We start from the raw sequence: 19,796 nt of genomic DNA on the forward strand, positions 1-19,796 counted from the left end.
AGCACGTTCTTGAACTTTTCACGACTAAAGTCGCGAGATTCCTAAGGACGGAAGCCTATCAACTTCTAATGAATTAAACTAAGTTATTTTAAAAGTTCTTTCCCCTTAAATAGATTCCGCGATTTGTAAAGTGGCATTATCTGCTATGATTCATAATTGGAAAAGGAGAAGCATCTTATTTAGCTTCTCACCTCTCCAATTTAATCATTTATATTTTTCATCATATGACCTTTGATGTATAGCCACATATTCTTCAATACCAATTTCTTGCAAAGTAGAAATATATTTATCCCATGAACTATCGATATCAGATTGTCCTGTAATAAAAGCAGATGCCATTTCATCAACATAATCTGTTAACGACTGTTCAATTTTAGCCATTTTATTTGAATCCTCTTCACTAAAGAATAACGGTGGCAGCGGCTCAATTGTATCTGAAATATAAGGGGCATATTGTTCAGTAGCTGCCCATAAGAGTTGTTCTTGATGTCCTTCAGGAACTGCTTGACCAGCCCTAAATTCTTTTGTTCTTAATGAAGGGCCTGTTTGATCCCAATAATCATTGTGAACAGGTTCTTCTTTTTCTATAGTTTCATATTTTGCTTGATTACCATCTAATCCAAGTACACCTTCTTCAGGTATTTTCCACTCTTCTCCTTCCCTGCCAATTACTGAGCGCATAGTTATTTCCTCTTGATACATTGCATCAGCCCAGCGGAAAGCAACTTCCGGATTTTTCGCTTTATTCGTAATAATAAATTCCGCTGGACGAGTAACTGGGTTTGGAAGATAGAACGTTATACGTTGACCATCAGGTCCTTCAAGTGGAGGAATAGCAACGTAATCCTTCATACGACTGTCACCTTCGGTAAATGAACTTAGAGTTGCAGATAAAGCTGTTCCTAAAATAGGTATTTCTGGATTCTCTCCCAATTGCTTAAACTGCTCCCCATTTTGAGTAAATGTACCAGAATAAATCAACCCATCTTTATATAAACTATTTAAATATTTGAGCCCTTCTTTATATTCTTCTTTATCCCAAGGAGCAATAATCTTTCCATCTACTACATGGACATCACTATAAATAAAAGGATCCATTAAAAACCCTGTTAATGAAGTATGCCATCCATTGTACTGTCCAGATAACGGAATTTCATCAGCTTTGCCATTTCCATTAGGATCGCCATTTTTAATTGCAAGCAATAGTTCTCTAAATTCCTCAGTGGTTTGCGGTATGTCCATGTCTAGTTTATCTAACCAAGGTTTATAAACCCACATCTTTTGTGGCATTGTACAGTGAAAACACTCATTTACTTGAGGTAAAGCATAAATTTTTCCATCTGGTGAAGTAATCGCATCCTTAACCACCGGTATTTCCTGAAACATTTTTTTAGTTTCGATCCCGTACTTTTCAATTAGATCGTTTAACGCTAAAAACGTACCATTATCACCATACAACCTTAATTGAGCAGGCTGTAGCCCCATATCCATAATTACATCTGGATACTCGCCACTTGTAAGAATTAGATTAAGCTGTTCTTGTGCTCCTTCACTTGGAAGAACTTCCCAATTAATATGAACACCAGTCTTTTCTTCATACCATTTAGTAAATTCATTAGTATTAAAATCTTTAACTAGTGAATTAGCTGGGATCAAAACATTTAACTCAACTTTTTCTTTCACAATTGGGAATTCTCCTGCATCTGTAACAATGGAATCAGATCCTTGTTGGGCTGCATCACCGCCACCTTTATTACCTTCAGTTGTCACATCTTTATCCTTAGAACATGCTGCGATTAATAACGTTAAGAGCAAAAGTAATACGAGAACAATTTTCTTTCTGGACATAAAAGACCCTCCTTAAAATTTTTCAAAAGCACAATACACAATATTTCATATGCCAACAGGTTGAAGCTCATCCCCCCTTTCAAGCAAGGATTTTATAATGCCATTCTATTAACCTTTTAAAGAGCCTATCATTACTCCTTTAACAAAATGTTTTTGTACAAACGGATAAATAATTAATACTGGTAAAGATGCAACAACAATTGTCGAGTACTTTAATAATTGTTGTAACCCAATTCTCTCTTCAAGGTTTGTTACATCACTCATCATCGAAGGGTCAACCTCGTTTTGAACCAAAATATCTCGCAGTACGAGTTGTAGTGGAAACAAACTAGTATCTCTTAAATAAATTAGCGCACTAAAATATTGGTTCCAATGCCCTACTGCATAGAACAAGGACATAACTGCAATGATAGGAGCCGATAATGGCAACACGATCTTCCATAAAAACTTAAAATCATTACAACCATCCATTTTTGCAGATTCTAAAAGTTCGTCTGGAATTGTTGATTTAAAAAATGTCATTGTAACGATTACATTGAACGTTGCCATCGCATTCGGAACAATTAATGCCCATCTTGTATTTAGCATTCCTAAATCCCTAACTAGCAAATACATAGGTATTAATCCACCGTTGAACATCATAGTGAACACAAACATAAACAGAAATATATTTCTTCCTCGAAAATCTTTCCTAGTTAAGGGATAGGCTGCCAGTACAGTAAGGAAAACGTTAATTAACGTCCCGACGACCATATAAAATAATGAGTTAGCATAACCTGTCCAAATTGCCTCATGTTTAAATACTTCTTGATAACTTTTTATACTTATGTCAACCGGCCATAACCATACTTTTCCACTCGAAATTGCCTCAGCCGAGCTAAAAGACGCACTTACAACAAAAATAAGCGGATAGAGAACGGATGCTACAAAGAGTGATAATAAAATGTAATTACAAATAGTAAATATCCTATCACCCTTTGATTCTCGGATGGATGTGTTCATGTAACAATTCCTCCCTTTCTAATTAATTACCATAGTCCCTGTTTTGTAACTACCTTTGCTAGTTTATTAGCACCTACAATAAGAATTAGGCCTACAATTGCTTTAAATAATCCTATTGCAGCTGAATACGAGTATTGTGGAATCATTGATGTTAAACCGATTTTATAAACATATGTATCAATTACTTCCGAAGATGATATATTGAGTGAATTTTGCATTAACAACACTTTTTCAAATCCAGTATCTAGAAATCCGCCCATATTTAAAATTAAAATAATGACGGCTGTAGGTAAAATCCCCGGGATATCAATATGCCAAATTCTTCTTAACTTCGAGGCTCCATCAATGATTGCTGCTTCATGGAGTTCTGGGCTGATACCTGCTAATGCTGCCAAATAAATAATGCAACCGAAACCAACATTTTGCCACACGTCCGTCCAAACAAAAATTGATTTAAAATAACTTGCTTTTGCCATAAAGTTAATTTCTTCGATACCGAAGTTAGCTAGGAATTGATTTAGTACTCCTCTGGGATCTAATATGACAAAAATGATTCCTACCATAACAACAACTGAAATAAAATGCGGGGCATAAGTAATCATTTGTGCAGCTCTTTTAAACCTTTTGTTATAGATGTAATTTAAACTTAGAGCCAACACAATAGGAAGCGGGAAAGTAGCAATTACTTGATAAATGCCTAAAACTATTGTGTTTTTCATAATTCTCCAAAACTCGTAAGAATCGAAAAACTCAATGACATGTTCAAATCCTACCCATGGACTTCCTAGGATTCCCTGAACAGGATTATAATTCTTAAATGCAATTATGGCCCCATACATCGGATAATATTTAAATAATAAAAGATATAATAATGGTAAAGAAAAAATAATGTATAACTGCCAACCATTTTTAACATCTTTCCAAAAAGCAACTTTTCGGCTAGTTTTTAATTGCCTATTAATTTCCGAGTCTGATATTGATGTTTTCGAAAACCCCATTTTCACTCACCCTCCGTTTAATAGTAACCGCTTTCATATGTTACCAATAACAATAACANTATTAAGTAACATAATAGTCACAATACTTTTTAGCAAAAAAAGTCGGCTTACAAGACTTCTGAATTTGCCTCATTTACATAAGTTTTCTTAGCACGTTCTTGAACTTTTCACGACTAAAGTCGCGAGATTCCTAAGGACGGAAGCCTATCAACTTCTAATGAATTAAACTAAGTTATTTTAAAAGTTCTTTCCCCTTAAATAGATTCCGCGATTTGTAAAGTGGCATTATCTGCTATGATTCATAATTGGAAAAGGAGAAGCATCTTATTTAGCTTCTCACCTCTCCAATTTAATCATTTATATTTTTCATCATATGACCTTTGATGTATAGCCACATATTCTTCAATACCAATTTCTTGCAAAGTAGAAATATATTTATCCCATGAACTATCGATATCAGATTGTCCTGTAATAAAAGCAGATGCCATTTCATCAACATAATCTGTTAACGACTGTTCAATTTTAGCCATTTTATTTGAATCCTCTTCACTAAAGAATAACGGTGGCAGCGGCTCAATTGTATCTGAAATATAAGGGGCATATTGTTCAGTAGCTGCCCATAAGAGTTGTTCTTGATGTCCTTCAGGAACTGCTTGACCAGCCCTAAATTCTTTTGTTCTTAATGAAGGGCCTGTTTGATCCCAATAATCATTGTGAACAGGTTCTTCTTTTTCTATAGTTTCATATTTTGCTTGATTACCATCTAATCCAAGTACACCTTCTTCAGGTATTTTCCACTCTTCTCCTTCCCTGCCAATTACTGAGCGCATAGTTATTTCCTCTTGATACATTGCATCAGCCCAGCGGAAAGCAACTTCCGGATTTTTCGCTTTATTCGTAATAATAAATTCCGCTGGACGAGTAACTGGGTTTGGAAGATAGAACGTTATACGTTGACCATCAGGTCCTTCAAGTGGAGGAATAGCAACGTAATCCTTCATACGACTGTCACCTTCGGTAAATGAACTTAGAGTTGCAGATAAAGCTGTTCCTAAAATAGGTATTTCTGGATTCTCTCCCAATTGCTTAAACTGCTCCCCATTTTGAGTAAATGTACCAGAATAAATCAACCCATCTTTATATAAACTATTTAAATATTTGAGCCCTTCTTTATATTCTTCTTTATCCCAAGGAGCAATAATCTTTCCATCTACTACATGGACATCACTATAAATAAAAGGATCCATTAAAAACCCTGTTAATGAAGTATGCCATCCATTGTACTGTCCAGATAACGGAATTTCATCAGCTTTGCCATTTCCATTAGGATCGCCATTTTTAATTGCAAGCAATAGTTCTCTAAATTCCTCAGTGGTTTGCGGTATGTCCATGTCTAGTTTATCTAACCAAGGTTTATAAACCCACATCTTTTGTGGCATTGTACAGTGAAAACACTCATTTACTTGAGGTAAAGCATAAATTTTTCCATCTGGTGAAGTAATCGCATCCTTAACCACCGGTATTTCCTGAAACATTTTTTTAGTTTCGATCCCGTACTTTTCAATTAGATCGTTTAACGCTAAAAACGTACCATTATCACCATACAACCTTAATTGAGCAGGCTGTAGCCCCATATCCATAATTACATCTGGATACTCGCCACTTGTAAGAATTAGATTAAGCTGTTCTTGTGCTCCTTCACTTGGAAGAACTTCCCAATTAATATGAACACCAGTCTTTTCTTCATACCATTTAGTAAATTCATTAGTATTAAAATCTTTAACTAGTGAATTAGCTGGGATCAAAACATTTAACTCAACTTTTTCTTTCACAATTGGGAATTCTCCTGCATCTGTAACAATGGAATCAGATCCTTGTTGGGCTGCATCACCGCCACCTTTATTACCTTCAGTTGTCACATCTTTATCCTTAGAACATGCTGCGATTAATAACGTTAAGAGCAAAAGTAATACGAGAACAATTTTCTTTCTGGACATAAAAGACCCTCCTTAAAATTTTTCAAAAGCACAATACACAATATTTCATATGCCAACAGGTTGAAGCTCATCCCCCCTTTCAAGCAAGGATTTTATAATGCCATTCTATTAACCTTTTAAAGAGCCTATCATTACTCCTTTAACAAAATGTTTTTGTACAAACGGATAAATAATTAATACTGGTAAAGATGCAACAACAATTGTCGAGTACTTTAATAATTGTTGTAACCCAATTCTCTCTTCAAGGTTTGTTACATCACTCATCATCGAAGGGTCAACCTCGTTTTGAACCAAAATATCTCGCAGTACGAGTTGTAGTGGAAACAAACTAGTATCTCTTAAATAAATTAGCGCACTAAAATATTGGTTCCAATGCCCTACTGCATAGAACAAGGACATAACTGCAATGATAGGAGCCGATAATGGCAACACGATCTTCCATAAAAACTTAAAATCATTACAACCATCCATTTTTGCAGATTCTAAAAGTTCGTCTGGAATTGTTGATTTAAAAAATGTCATTGTAACGATTACATTGAACGTTGCCATCGCATTCGGAACAATTAATGCCCATCTTGTATTTAGCATTCCTAAATCCCTAACTAGCAAATACATAGGTATTAATCCACCGTTGAACATCATAGTGAACACAAACATAAACAGAAATATATTTCTTCCTCGAAAATCTTTCCTAGTTAAGGGATAGGCTGCCAGTACAGTAAGGAAAACGTTAATTAACGTCCCGACGACCATATAAAATAATGAGTTAGCATAACCTGTCCAAATTGCCTCATGTTTAAATACTTCTTGATAACTTTTTATACTTATGTCAACCGGCCATAACCATACTTTTCCACTCGAAATTGCCTCAGCCGAGCTAAAAGACGCACTTACAACAAAAATAAGCGGATAGAGAACGGATGCTACAAAGAGTGATAATAAAATGTAATTACAAATAGTAAATATCCTATCACCCTTTGATTCTCGGATGGATGTGTTCATGTAACAATTCCTCCCTTTCTAATTAATTACCATAGTCCCTGTTTTGTAACTACCTTTGCTAGTTTATTAGCACCTACAATAAGAATTAGGCCTACAATTGCTTTAAATAATCCTATTGCAGCTGAATACGAGTATTGTGGAATCATTGATGTTAAACCGATTTTATAAACATATGTATCAATTACTTCCGAAGATGATATATTGAGTGAATTTTGCATTAACAACACTTTTTCAAATCCAGTATCTAGAAATCCGCCCATATTTAAAATTAAAATAATGACGGCTGTAGGTAAAATCCCCGGGATATCAATATGCCAAATTCTTCTTAACTTCGAGGCTCCATCAATGATTGCTGCTTCATGGAGTTCTGGGCTGATACCTGCTAATGCTGCCAAATAAATAATGCAACCGAAACCAACATTTTGCCACACGTCCGTCCAAACAAAAATTGATTTAAAATAACTTGCTTTTGCCATAAAGTTAATTTCTTCGATACCGAAGTTAGCTAGGAATTGATTTAGTACTCCTCTGGGATCTAATATGACAAAAATGATTCCTACCATAACAACAACTGAAATAAAATGCGGGGCATAAGTAATCATTTGTGCAGCTCTTTTAAACCTTTTGTTATAGATGTAATTTAAACTTAGAGCCAACACAATAGGAAGCGGGAAAGTAGCAATTACTTGATAAATGCCTAAAACTATTGTGTTTTTCATAATTCTCCAAAACTCGTAAGAATCGAAAAACTCAATGACATGTTCAAATCCTACCCATGGACTTCCTAGGATTCCCTGAACAGGATTATAATTCTTAAATGCAATTATGGCCCCATACATCGGATAATATTTAAATAATAAAAGATATAATAATGGTAAAGAAAAAATAATGTATAACTGCCAACCATTTTTAACATCTTTCCAAAAAGCAACTTTTCGGCTAGTTTTTAATTGCCTATTAATTTCCGAGTCTGATATTGATGTTTTCGAAAACCCCATTTTCACTCACCCTCCGTTTAATAGTAACCGCTTTCATATGTTACCAATAACAATAACATAACATATGTCAGAATATTGGTCAATATAAGTAATTGAGATTTCTAAAATTACTTACTCTTCCGTATTACCTTCGATCTTAATTCATTATTTATCTTGTGCACAAATATTAGGTAATGGTTAACTTTCCATAAAAAAAGGATAGAACGTGATGAAAAAATTATTCTCATCATGTTCTATCCTTTACTGTATAAGGGTTTTCATTACTATTTAAGCCTCATCCCAAAAGCGTCTTAAATTTTCCAAGCCAATTTTTGAGGCTTCTTTACACTCTTCCATTCCTTCAAATTCAAGTGAAACGTAGCCATCGTAACCAGAGTCTTTGATTAGTTTTACAATTTGTGGAATGTTGACATCCCCTTGTCCAACGATTGAGCCTCTTAAATAGTTACCGTTAGCAGATGTAAACCAATCCCCGCCGCCTGGATTTGCGTAATATGGACGGATGTAGAAATCTTTAAAATGAACAAGCGATGCAAACGGTAGATTCTTTTTTACTCCTACAACTGGATCTTCATCCACACATAGGAAGTTACCAACATCTAATGTTGTCTTAAAGTTAGGTCGGTCTACTTCCAAAACGACACGTTGGACTCTATCACTGTGTTGTACACATTGTCCGTGGTTTTCAATTGTTGTTGTAATCCCAAATTGCGCTGCATAATCAGCAATTTGACGGCTTCCTTCTACCATCAAATGTAGATTCTTTTCGAACCATTCAATTGTGATTTTTTCAGGAGGAAGTGTAAAAGCAGTTACGTCATGGCGCATATGTTTAATACCCATTCGATGACATACATCAACGTGTTCTTTAATACGTGCTACTTCCTTGTTAAATTCTTCTTCCGTTTCTTGGACAAAGTTGGCTGGCATCGAGTAGTTGGATAGTTCAATGCCAACTTCCTTAGCTTTTTCACGAACAGCATCTGCAAGTTCGAGATTGTCCACAAGTGTAAAACCATAAGGTACGATTTCCATATGTTCCCCACCGTTGTCGGCAATCCATTGAACAACGTCTAATACAGTCATTTCGCCTTTATTAATGGCACCTAGTAAACTATAAGTACTTAAACCAAGTTTCATAAGTCTTCAACCCTCTTTATTAGAAATTTCTTATTCTCTTTTTATCTTGGTAGTTTTGCAACCGATATTGTATTGAATCATCCTCACCTTAGATCTTTTAAAAAAGGAAAGGGATTTCATTATTTCCGTTATTTTTGTGTTATCGGTAATACAAAAATAACACCATTGTCGAATCCTGTCAATTGATTCGTTATAATATTTTAAATTAAACAAAGGAATCGGAGTGTTCACTAAAAAGCGACATCCGATTCCTTCTTTAATATATTTTTAACTTTAGCAATTAATTTATTAGTTCTTTAGGAATATCTCGACAACTGGAACGACCACATTAGGTTTTTGGACAGGTAGTTCCAAGGTGACTGAACCAGGCTTCACATTCGCTACCATATGGGAAAGCTCGAGATTAGGGTCATGTTCCTTATAAAACACCTCTGAAGCATCATGCAGAAGTTGTGCATATTCAATTTTTCCCGCAAGGCCCTCCAAATGAATATGTCTAAAAGGCCAAGAATAAATGTGCAAATATAAGCGGTTTCCTTTTTGTGTATAGCGGCAATCGATTGGTGCGGTAAAGTCACTATTTGTGGCACCATATATGGAACGTGAATGAAGTCTCATCCATGCCCCGATTTCACGTAATCGATCAAGGGATCTTTGATCAAATTCCCCACGAGCGTTGGGTCCTACATTCATTAATAAATTCCCGCCTTTGGAGACGCTATCAATCAGCATTTTAATAAGCATGTCTGCAGACTTCCAATCAAGGTTATCGCGGTCATACCCCCAACTGCCGTTAAGTGTTTGACAAGCTTCCCAAATGACAGGACTGTCATCCTTTGTCATGGCTTCAAGAGGTTGGTATTGTTCAGGTGTTACAACCCCTCGTCCTAAATCAAGCCGGTCATTAAGAATAATATCAGGTTGCAATTCCAATATCATTTTTTCTAGTTTTTCTGATTGCCAATCTACAGCACCTTTTCCAGTTGCCCAACCCCAATTTGCATTAGGATAAGAAAAGTCGAACCATAAATAATCAATCTTACCGTAATTCGTTAATAACTCCCGTACTTGGCCATGCAAATATTCTACATAGTTTTCCATTTTCCGATTGGCCGCACCTTGTTTAAATTCCTCGTCATTCCTTTGTGGATGCAACCCGTCAATTGGGAATTCAGGATGGTGCCAATCAATTAAAGAATGATAGAATCCTACTTTAAGACCTTCTTCACGAAATGCATCAACCATTTCTAATAGTAGATCACGTTTAGCAGGCGTGTTCGTCACTTTATAATCAGTATATTGGGAATCCCAAAGAGCAAACCCTTCATGGTGTTTTGTTGTAATGACGAAGTACTTCATCCCGGCTCCTTTAGCAACACGTGCCCACTCTTTTGGATTATACAAATCAGGTTCAAAAAATTTAAAATATTTGGAGTATGTATCTGGATGAATTTTCTCTCGGTTCATTACCCACTCGTGACGTGCTGCACTCGAATACAGCCCCCAATGAATAAATAGTCCAAATCTGTCATGAATTAACCATTCTGGATTACCATAGTGGGATGGCCAATTATTATAATTTTCGCTATTAACTTTCATGAATTTTCATCTCCCTTTTTTCCAAAGTTATAGTTCTAGTCTAGAATATCATAGTTCATTTCATAGTCCACTATAATGATAGAATAAGGAGTGTAAAATCATCACTATAAAAGTTGTGACTTTACACTCTTAGTTGTTTAATGATTATTAAGCGCTAAGAAGATCGGAAACGGATAACCAGCTGATAATTGGTTAAAACTTAGTATTATCGTATTTTTCATAACACGCCAAAATACATGTGATTTTAAAAAAGCTCAAAGTGATCAAAACCGATCCAAGGACTTTTTTAATCCCATCTGAGCGTTACCATTTGCAAGTAGATTTCTCTTAGACTTGCGCTATTAAAATAGTTCAAAAAAAAAGAAACCTCTCTTTTACATTCTACCTAATCTCAATGTTTCCTATTCTAAGATTTTCTGTACTAATGAAGGCGCTCCTGGCAAGCTCAACTGGGATTACCTTATTTCATAGGATTTATATATTTTCAAAGGATTGGTGGTTGTGCAGGTTGATCCTTTTGATAGCAAGATCCAGAGTGCTTTTCAATTTATTTAAAAATCATTTTAGTATTTTAAATAAAGGACTAAGATTTGTTAATGAAAAAAGTGGTAACTATCAAATGATTGAGACCACTTTTTTCACTGATTATTCACATTTTTGAACACTACTCACGTCTAGCTTTATTGAGATGCCATTGCCTCTTTTATTTTGATTTCTGATTCTTCTTGGGTGATCCTTAAGAATTCTTGAATGTCTACACCAGACTCGACGAATTTTTCAAAATCAAACCCAACATATTGATCCCAATCGCTTTGTACCGCAAGTGGTTCCGCTGGTTTAAGAGCAAAAAGCGCTGCGACATTTTTACCTTCCAATTTTGGATTGTCCGCACCAAATTGTTCATTAGGTTCTCCCGTGCTTGATGCAGCTGGTGTCCCTATGCGGGCAAGAATAGTTTGATATTCCACAGATGTCCCAGCCAAAATAAATTGCAATGCCGCATCTTTTTGTTCACTATAGCTGTTAATTGCCCATGGATGTCCACCCATCCCAATACCAACCCCAGGTAGATCTGGCCAAGTTGGAAGAGGAGCAATATCCGTGTTTGCCATATATTCAATAGTTTCTTCAAGAGTATCACCGTAATTCCACTGCGCAAGTACCCCCTGCCAACCAATTTTCATTGCTGTTGTTTTGGCAGTAAAGCTACATCCCTCTTCAAAATTTCCAGGTATATGATAGAACCTGTCCATTAATTCCATATACTTTGTAAACTTTGGATCCTTCGTAAGCAGAACTTCACCCGTTTCAGCATCTGTTTTAGCTGCGGATAGTTGGCTTAATGGTATAGTTTCCAGACTTTCCATTTCCAATCCGCAATAGTTCGTTCCATTACGTATACCCGTTAATTTAGCAGCCAACCCCATTACTTCATCCCATGTCATACTTTCGTCCGGATTTGGATATTCTTCTCCAAACAAGTCAAAAACTTCTTTATTATAATATAAACCTACTACACTCGTTTCCTGAGGAATTCCAATAAGTCTCCTCTCTTTATCTCTAGAACGCATTACTTGTAATGCTTCACTTGAAATATGGCTTAAATCAACACTGTATGATTCAATCATTTCATCTAGTGGAAAGACGGAATCCATTTCCTCCAAGGGCTTTTGACCGGAAAAGGCCAAAAAGACATCAGGGACAACTTCATTGGCATAAAGTTCTTCTAAACTTTCCTTTGATCCATCCCAATCAATATGCTCCAATGTCATAAACGGGAGCTTTTCTTCCACATAATTGCCAACACGCTCCATAAAATAATCTACCCCCCAAGGAGTAGCGACTTTTAACGTTACCTCCTCATCGGAAAATTGTTGCAAAACTATATCATCTTTCCCTTCAGTTTCTTCTGTTTTAGGTGTTCCTTCTTTTTCCTTTTCCGTAGGACCATCAGATGTTTCACTAGAACATGCTACCAATAACGATAAAATCAAAGCAAATAATGCAATCAATAAGGTATTACGTTTTATTTTCATCTTTTTCACCCTTTTTTGCTTTTACTGTTTTTATATAAAGAGCATAGGTGTTTGCGCTTACAAACTATTCGAAAAAAATGGCTGAATCTGCCATCTATAACCTTGAATTCAGTACATTCTAATTCTAGAGCTAAGACTACATAGAATAATAATATGTAAACGATAACAAAAAATCTAAATAATCCCCCCTAAATATTGCCCCTCCTTTGGTAAGTATTTACATTGTATCGAATAGTTTGCATGTTGCCGATAACAATAAAGTAACCTTAATAAACATATTTGTCAACACTATTTAGAAAATTAACATTAAATTATATTCTCAAATTTAACCCACTATTTTGATTGAATAAAAAGATAATCATAAGGCTATTTTCCTCATGGTTATCTATTATTCTTATTCTATATATTGAATTCTATTTACTTCTCGAGTTAAAACCTTAGCAATTTCCACAGCTTCTTCCCTAGCAAGAACGACTAATAACAATAGTATTAGAAAAATAAATAATTTTTTAACTTTTTTTAGAATTTCCCTTATTATTTATTGATTATTTTCTATTTAACGCTTCGTCAACTTATATTTTTTCTTCCCATTCAATCTCCCAAAAAACAATCCTTTCCCTATTCCAAGTATACGTTATGTAAGTCTTTCTTCCCTCCGATACAATAGCAGGGTACGAGTACTCACCATCATTCATCTCTAAAGAAATTTTCCCTTTCCAATTGTCACCATTATCCGCTGAATAACTTAAAATTAATGGTGTTCTCGGTCCCCAATTTATTGGGACTGGATTGTAGACCAAAACTAGAGAAGAATTATCCATCTGAGTTAAATCAATGCCACTGTTATTGTTTGGTAATGCGGTTCGATACGCTATATTCCAAGTCTCTCCTCCGTCTTCCGAATCACTTCTAAAAATGGCTCCCTCACTACTACGTATAAGCATATGAACTTTATTTGGGTCTGATTCCCATAGGCTAGGTTGAATGAAACCTTCTCCTTTTATTTCGGAAAGATCAACATCAATTAATTTAGACCTTTCCCAAGTTTTTCCTTGGTCCCTAGAAATATCAACAAATACCGCCCATTGATCTTTTTCAAGTGACGCTGGTGCCAACCAATTTCCATTTTGCAGGATAATGGGTTTATTTCTAACTGGTCCTCTTCCTCCAATATCGCCGATTACTAATTCTTTTGGTTTTGACCATGTCACTCCATTATCCTCTGATTCTATTACCCGAGTATACCAATTGGGGATTGTATGACCTACCTTATAGTAGAGATACAAAATGTTATTATTCCCTTTAAATAAAACTGGATTCCAGTGTGGAAGTCCTTTTTCTCCACAAATTCGATATGGAGTTGACCACTTTCCATCGCTTTTTCGTGCACACCATATATCAACATCTGGTGCACCTTCTTCAGTTCCAGCAAACCATGCTGCCAAGAATTCATCATTTAGTAGATTTATAATTGTAGAAGCGTGACAGCTCTTAAAAGGCCGATCATCCCCAAAAATATATTCTTTTTGCATTTTGATAATATCCAAATTTCCACCCCCAATAGTAGAAAGCCCATACAGTGGGGGCTTTTATCCCCCACTAGTTTGTTTAGGAACAAAGGGCTAATTAACTACAGCTTGTTGCACTGCCTTTGCATCCTGTTTCGTACAGGATTGAACCGCTCGGACATTTGACTTTCAGTTCTCCCACTCAAATTCTCGTTTTCCCTTACTCACTTTCCATTTGAGAACGTACATTTTCTTCTGCTTCTTCTTGAAGAATACGTAAATATTCATTTAACTCTTTCCCTGAGTTAACATAGTTGATACCAGCCATCGTTATGACTCCGTCACCATATTTTGAACGCTTAGGTGCTCCAGTTGCATATCCATGTATAAAAAGAGATGCTAGATTCTTATCATTGAATTGGGGGTTATCCGCATTATACACATCATTGATTTCCTGACTTTTTAATGGTGAAGCTACCCCTTCCTTCGATTTGATGATTTGCACTTCATCAGATAGTAAATAATCGATAATTTCTAAAGCGATTTCTTTATTTTCACTTGGTGCTGTGATGGCATGACCTCTTCCACGAGGTTGTGGACCGATACCTTCATATCCTTCCCAAACAGGGTATGTCACAATATCAATATTATCTTTTTCTAACCATCCAAAGTTTGTACCAATAGCGGTCATAGCAACATTTTCTTTGTCAAATTCTGCGCCCCAATTGTGAAGAAGGTCCCCTGGGTTTTCTTCAGGATAATTTCCTGGGATAGATGTTACTTCTCCGATTAGACCTAAATATCTTCTATAGGCCTCGGATTGAGTAATCAAAACGTCATTTGTTTCTGGATCTATTGAATTCTGACTAAATTGAGTGTAAGCATCATATGGTGTATCAAGGTCTAATCCTCGATATTGAACCCCATTCACTTCACGAGTTAAATCTTTAGCAAGTTCGACAACTTCCTCCCAAGTCATCCCATCTGTTGGATACTCAGCGCCTAGAATATCAAAGACATCTTTATTGTAATGCAAAGAATAAGTTGGGCGAGTCATTGGGAATACAACAAGGCGACCTTCTTGATCTGGATCTTGATTCCTTGCAAATTCAATAAAAGAAGGTTCGAAACGCTCTAGATCAAAGCTAGTTTGTTCAATAAGATTACTAATATCATAATCTAATTCGTATGTAGCTAAATGGCTTGTATGAGTAATAGCACCCATTGTAACAATATCAGGCGTTTTTCCTTTTGCAATTAACTCTTCCAATGTTTCTGGATGATCCGTTCCAGCATCATATACTTCCACTTTCACATACGGAAATTTTTCTTCAATAAATCGACCAACATCCGCTTGATATTGCTCCTCATTACCCTGATAAGCCCATATTAGATTAACTTCTTCCGGCTCTTTTTTTTGTTCCTGTTCTTCTTTCCCATTATTATTTTCCTCTTTTTCAGGAGTGTCAGATGGTTCAGACGAACTACTACAAGCCGCAATGATAGATAAAGTGAACACAGCTATTATCAATAACATCAACAACTTAATATTCTTTTTCATTCTAAAAATCCTCCTAACAACTTAAGATATATTTTCCAAATTATGTTCGTGAATAATTGAAAGCGATAACATTAATAAGTTTAATAGTTTGAGAAACAATCAATCATAACACGGGTATCGTAATTAGGAATTTTTATGTTACCGATAATATGAATTTAACAAATTTAACCAATTGTGTCAATGCACACTTTTTCGAATAGTATTTCTAGTTTGTTTTCTACCGAGTATTCCATTTTAATAATTAGAAATTTTCTTTATTACTAAGTATAATAATGAAATACTCCATACTTTCTCGTATAATAGAAAAATACAGTTTCATTCTGAACGTAACAGTTAATGTTTTAATGATATTGTTGTTTGCAACAGTTAAGAGGAGGTTAGAAAAAATGGTTACAATTTACGATATCGCCAAGAAGGCTAATGTCTCCGCCATGACTGTATCACGAGTCATTAATAATGCGGGGAACATCAGTCCGAAAACTCGAAAAAAAGTTGAGGCTATCATTGAAGAGCTCGGGTATATTCCCAATAGCTCTGCAAGAAGCTTAACTTCTAAAAAAACAAATATATTATCTTTAATGGTTACAGATATCGCCAATCCCTTTTTTACGAATATTGCTAGGGGAGCAGAAGATAAGGCTATGCAGATGGGTTATCAATTAATGCTCTGTAATAGTGATGAGAATGTTGAAAAGGAATCGAAATATATAGATATGTTAATATCGGCGGGAACAGATGGTGTGCTTGTTGCCCCTGCCAATGACTTATCTAAGAAAAATTTGCAAAAACTAACAAAGTATCGAATTCCCTATGTATTAGTCGATCGATATATAAAAGAACTTGAATGTGATCAAGTGTTAAGTGACAACGAAACAACGACCCGAAAATTATTAGAACATTTAATTCGACAGGGACATGAAAGAATCGCGATCATTAACGGACCGTTAGATATTGCTACTGCCAAGGAACGCCATCAAGCATACTACGATACACTGACTTTGCATGAACTGCCCGTTAATGAGAATTGGATTCACCAAAGTCACTTTTTTCGGGACAGTGATGTGACAAATACAATCAAAAAGATGCTTGAATTACCTAAAGAGGAACAACCTACAGCCATCTTTGCTACTAGTAATTTTATCGGTATTAATACTGTTAAAGCACTAAAAGCAAATAATGTAAAAGTTCCAGAGGATATTGCTGTTGTATGTTACGACGAAGTACCGAATTATTCAGAAACGGAACCTTTTTTAACTACTGCTGAACAGCCATCTTATAATTTTGGCTATTTAGGAGCACAATTATTGATTGAGCGAATTGAAAAGACCGCGCCTGAGACACCAAGAAAAATTGTACTTCCATCCGAAATTCATATTAGGAAATCCTCTACTTTTAACAGAAAAAAATAGGATATACGTAAAAAGGAATCAAAAAGTCATGTACTTGATGACGTTTTTGATTCCTCTCTTTTTATAGTTTATAAAACTTTTTAGCATTTCCTCCAAAAAGGAGTTCTTTCTCTTGATCTGTAATATTAGCAGGTATGTTTTTTTGCAGAATTTCCATTACCTCATCATACGAAGCTGCTAGTAGGCATACTGGCCAATCACTACCGAACATTACACGTTTAGGCCCAAAGCAATTGAATATATTTTCAATATAAGGCCTAAAATCTTCCAAATTCCACGTTTGATGATCAGCCTCGGTTACTAATCCCGAAAGCTTACACATAACCGAATCGAATTGAGATATTTTCTCCATTCCTTTAGCCCATTCATCCCATTGGCGGTCTTTAATATTTGGTTTCGCACAATGGTCGATAACCGCTCGTAAAGTTGGAAATTCTTCTAGTAATTCCACAATATGGGGTAAGTGTTTTGGATATATTAATATATCAATAGGAAAATCGTGATCAATTAAAATTTGAATACTTCTTTTTACTTCTGGTCGCAATATCCAGCGGTCATCAGCTAATCCTTGTAGCATTGGCCGAATCCCAACGAGTTTAGGATGTTTGCTATAGTTAGCAAATTCCTCTAAAAAACGCTCATTATCCATGTCAAACCAACCAACTACCCCACCAATAAAATCATTTTTTTCAGTTAGTTCAAGTAAAAAATCAGTTTCTTCTATATTTGGTGCAGCCTGAACTAAAACAGTTTTATCAATTTTATGCTCTTTTAAATGGTTTCTTAAATTTTCAGGAAGAAAATTACGATAAATCGCTTTCAAATCAGATGTTGGCCAATGTGTAAATTCATTCCCTAAATCCCAAAAGTGCTGATGTGCATCAATTCTCATACTATCACTCCATTTAATTAGAATTCTATTTTGAATTATATCCATCTTTCCAAGATTAGGTAAGTGTGAAGTCTTGACAGCCCTTTTTCAAATAAAAATACAACCACCGTTGACCCTTTCTCGGTGGTTGTATTTTTTATTTATTCGTTATTCTTTTTCTGCGAAGCGATCGTAAGCTGTTTGGTATACTTCAACGATTTTTTCAATACCAATATCTTCTGCCGTTTTCACGTATTTATCCCAGTTGTCAAATGATTCTGCGCCTGTGATAAATTTAGCTTCCATTTGTTCCGCATATGCAACAATATCAGCGTTGATACCAGCAATTTGATCAAGTTCTTCAGGAGTCAAGAACAATTGTGGCAATGCAACTTCACCATTTGCAACGATTTTTTCTTGAGTTTCTGTATCTCTGAAGTTTTCATAATCGCTGTAGAAGCTCTTAGCATATTCTTCGTGAGACCAAGTCGGAACTGGAATTCCGTATGCTGGAGTCATCGTACCACGTTTATCTTCTCCACCTTCGTTCATCTTTCTCTTTGTTTTAGAATCATCGGTGAAATTCCATACATCACCTTCATCTAAACCGTGTAAGAATGCATTTCCTTCTTCAGAGTAAGAATAATCGATCCAACGCATTGTTGCTTCAGGATATTTATTCGTATTCGAGATAGCAAATTGGTTAATACTTTGGCCAGGGCTAATTGGAATAACTGGCTTGTCTACATTTGGTCCTGTAACAGGTTGCATCATAGGATGTTTAGTGCTTTCTTCTTCACCTAAGAACATTCCAGGTCCCCAGTTTGCAAATACCCCTACTTTATTCGCTTTACCTTTAGCACCTTTTTGCTCACCAGTTTGAGAGAATGCTTCATGATCGAATAGATCTTCTTCCCAAAGTTTATTCATAAATTGAAGGTATTCTTTAAATTCTGGTTGAATAGCACCATATTTAATTGTTCCATCATATTCTGCTTGTGCAATCGATTTAAGACCGAAGAAGCCCATAAACCATTGATTAATATCCCACATCTCTGTCGCAGTTAATGGAATTTCATCTGCTTCTCCATTGCCATTTGGATCTTCTGTTTTAATTCTTTTCAACAAATCGTATAGTTCATCTGTCGTTTTTGGTAATTCAGTTACACCTAAAGCTTCTAGGAAATGACCATTGTACCATACCGGATGAATATTCCAAGGCAGGTTACGATCTAGAGAAGGCAAAGTATAGATATGCCCATCAAGTGCCGTGATAGTTTTCTTAACATCTGGATATTCTTCAAACATTTTTTGGATATTTGGAGCATATTGCTCAATCAAATCATCTAAAGGTATGATTTGGCCTGATTGACTATATTTTGTTACATCACTGTTTGTTAATGCAGCGCCATAGAAAACATCAGGAAGTTCATTACTTGCAAACAATAAGTTCTTTTGAGTTTCTAAACTATCGTTTGGAGGAGTATTAAACTTAAACTTAACGTTAGTTTTTTCCTCCATTACTTGGAAGAATTTCATTTCTTCCCATTTAGCTACACCTACGTTCGGCCCAAACATTTCAAGTTCAATTTTTTCATCTACAATCGGAAATCCCTCTTTGTTTACTTTAGCTGCGGATTCTCCATCTTTACCAGCTGATTCATTGCTTTTATCTTTTGATCCACATGCTGCTAAAAAGCCGACTAGCAACAAGATAATCGCAAAGATTGATAAACCTTTCTTCATTGTGATCCCCCTTAATCTTTTATTAGTGTGAATAGCATTTAATTTCCTTATAAATCCAATAATCTACTAGTGTATCACCTC

14 protein-coding genes are annotated in these 19,796 nt (G+C 35.6%); 1 reads left to right on the forward strand and 13 read right to left on the reverse strand.

Features of this window, described 5'->3' with window-relative positions; genetic code table 11:
* Positions 1-204: 204 nt before the first annotated feature.
* From BN1243_RS08365 to BN1243_RS08415, 11 genes are all read right to left on the reverse strand, one after another.
* Positions 205-1,848, reverse strand: coding sequence for an extracellular solute-binding protein (locus BN1243_RS08365; RefSeq protein ID WP_062105863.1), 1,644 nt, complete (start codon positions 1,846-1,848; stop codon positions 205-207).
* Between the two features lie 108 nt (positions 1,849-1,956).
* Positions 1,957-2,850 (reverse strand): carbohydrate ABC transporter permease, encoded by an 894-nt coding sequence (locus tag BN1243_RS08370; RefSeq protein WP_062105865.1) that lies wholly within the window; start codon positions 2,848-2,850, stop codon positions 1,957-1,959.
* Between the two features lie 26 nt (positions 2,851-2,876).
* A complete protein-coding gene (locus BN1243_RS08375; RefSeq protein WP_062105867.1) occupies positions 2,877-3,848 on the reverse strand; it encodes an ABC transporter permease in 972 nt (323 codons plus the stop codon).
* 353 nt (positions 3,849-4,201) lie between these two features.
* Positions 4,202-5,845 (reverse strand): extracellular solute-binding protein, encoded by a 1,644-nt coding sequence (locus BN1243_RS08380; protein ID WP_062105863.1) that lies wholly within the window; start codon positions 5,843-5,845, stop codon positions 4,202-4,204.
* Positions 5,846-5,953: 108 nt separating this feature from the next.
* Positions 5,954-6,847 carry a carbohydrate ABC transporter permease gene (locus BN1243_RS08385; protein ID WP_062105865.1) on the reverse strand — a complete coding sequence of 298 codons (894 nt, stop codon included), beginning with the start codon at positions 6,845-6,847 and terminating at the stop codon, positions 5,954-5,956.
* A gap of 26 nt (positions 6,848-6,873) precedes the next feature.
* Entirely contained in the window at positions 6,874-7,845 is a 972-nt protein-coding gene (locus BN1243_RS08390; RefSeq protein ID WP_062105867.1) for an ABC transporter permease, read from the reverse strand.
* Positions 7,846-8,112: 267 nt separating this feature from the next.
* Positions 8,113-8,985 carry a sugar phosphate isomerase/epimerase family protein gene (locus tag BN1243_RS08395; protein WP_062105898.1) on the reverse strand — a complete coding sequence of 291 codons (873 nt, stop codon included), beginning with the start codon at positions 8,983-8,985 and terminating at the stop codon, positions 8,113-8,115.
* A 288-nt stretch (positions 8,986-9,273) separates the two neighbouring features.
* Positions 9,274-10,584 carry an alpha-L-fucosidase gene (locus BN1243_RS08400; RefSeq protein ID WP_062105900.1) on the reverse strand — a complete coding sequence of 437 codons (1,311 nt, stop codon included), beginning with the start codon at positions 10,582-10,584 and terminating at the stop codon, positions 9,274-9,276.
* Between the two features lie 680 nt (positions 10,585-11,264).
* Positions 11,265-12,620, reverse strand: coding sequence for an ABC transporter substrate-binding protein (locus BN1243_RS08405; protein WP_062105902.1), 1,356 nt, complete (start codon positions 12,618-12,620; stop codon positions 11,265-11,267).
* 572 nt (positions 12,621-13,192) lie between these two features.
* On the reverse strand, positions 13,193-14,167 hold the full coding sequence (locus tag BN1243_RS08410; RefSeq protein ID WP_230200144.1) for a sialidase family protein: 975 nt from the start codon (positions 14,165-14,167) through the stop codon (positions 13,193-13,195).
* Between the two features lie 181 nt (positions 14,168-14,348).
* Positions 14,349-15,689 carry an ABC transporter substrate-binding protein gene (locus BN1243_RS08415; protein ID WP_062105905.1) on the reverse strand — a complete coding sequence of 447 codons (1,341 nt, stop codon included), beginning with the start codon at positions 15,687-15,689 and terminating at the stop codon, positions 14,349-14,351.
* Between the two features lie 386 nt (positions 15,690-16,075).
* Between BN1243_RS08415 and BN1243_RS08420 the strand changes: the two genes are divergently transcribed.
* Positions 16,076-17,098, forward strand: a complete 1,023-nt coding sequence (locus BN1243_RS08420; RefSeq protein WP_062105907.1) for a LacI family DNA-binding transcriptional regulator — start codon at positions 16,076-16,078, stop codon at positions 17,096-17,098.
* A gap of 61 nt (positions 17,099-17,159) precedes the next feature.
* Here BN1243_RS08420 and BN1243_RS08425 read toward each other — a convergent pair whose 3' ends face one another.
* Together BN1243_RS08425 and BN1243_RS08430 are read right to left on the reverse strand one after the other, a co-directional pair.
* On the reverse strand, positions 17,160-17,990 hold the full coding sequence (locus BN1243_RS08425; protein ID WP_062105909.1) for an amidohydrolase family protein: 831 nt from the start codon (positions 17,988-17,990) through the stop codon (positions 17,160-17,162).
* 147 nt (positions 17,991-18,137) lie between these two features.
* A complete protein-coding gene (locus tag BN1243_RS08430; RefSeq protein WP_062105911.1) occupies positions 18,138-19,715 on the reverse strand; it encodes an extracellular solute-binding protein in 1,578 nt (525 codons plus the stop codon).
* Between the last annotated feature and the right edge of the window lie 81 nt (positions 19,716-19,796).

Origin of the sequence: Bacillus niameyensis (assembly GCF_001375535.1) — a bacterium.
In the GTDB taxonomy this organism is placed as follows: Bacteria; Bacillota; Bacilli; order Bacillales; family Bacillaceae_C; genus Lederbergia; species Lederbergia niameyensis.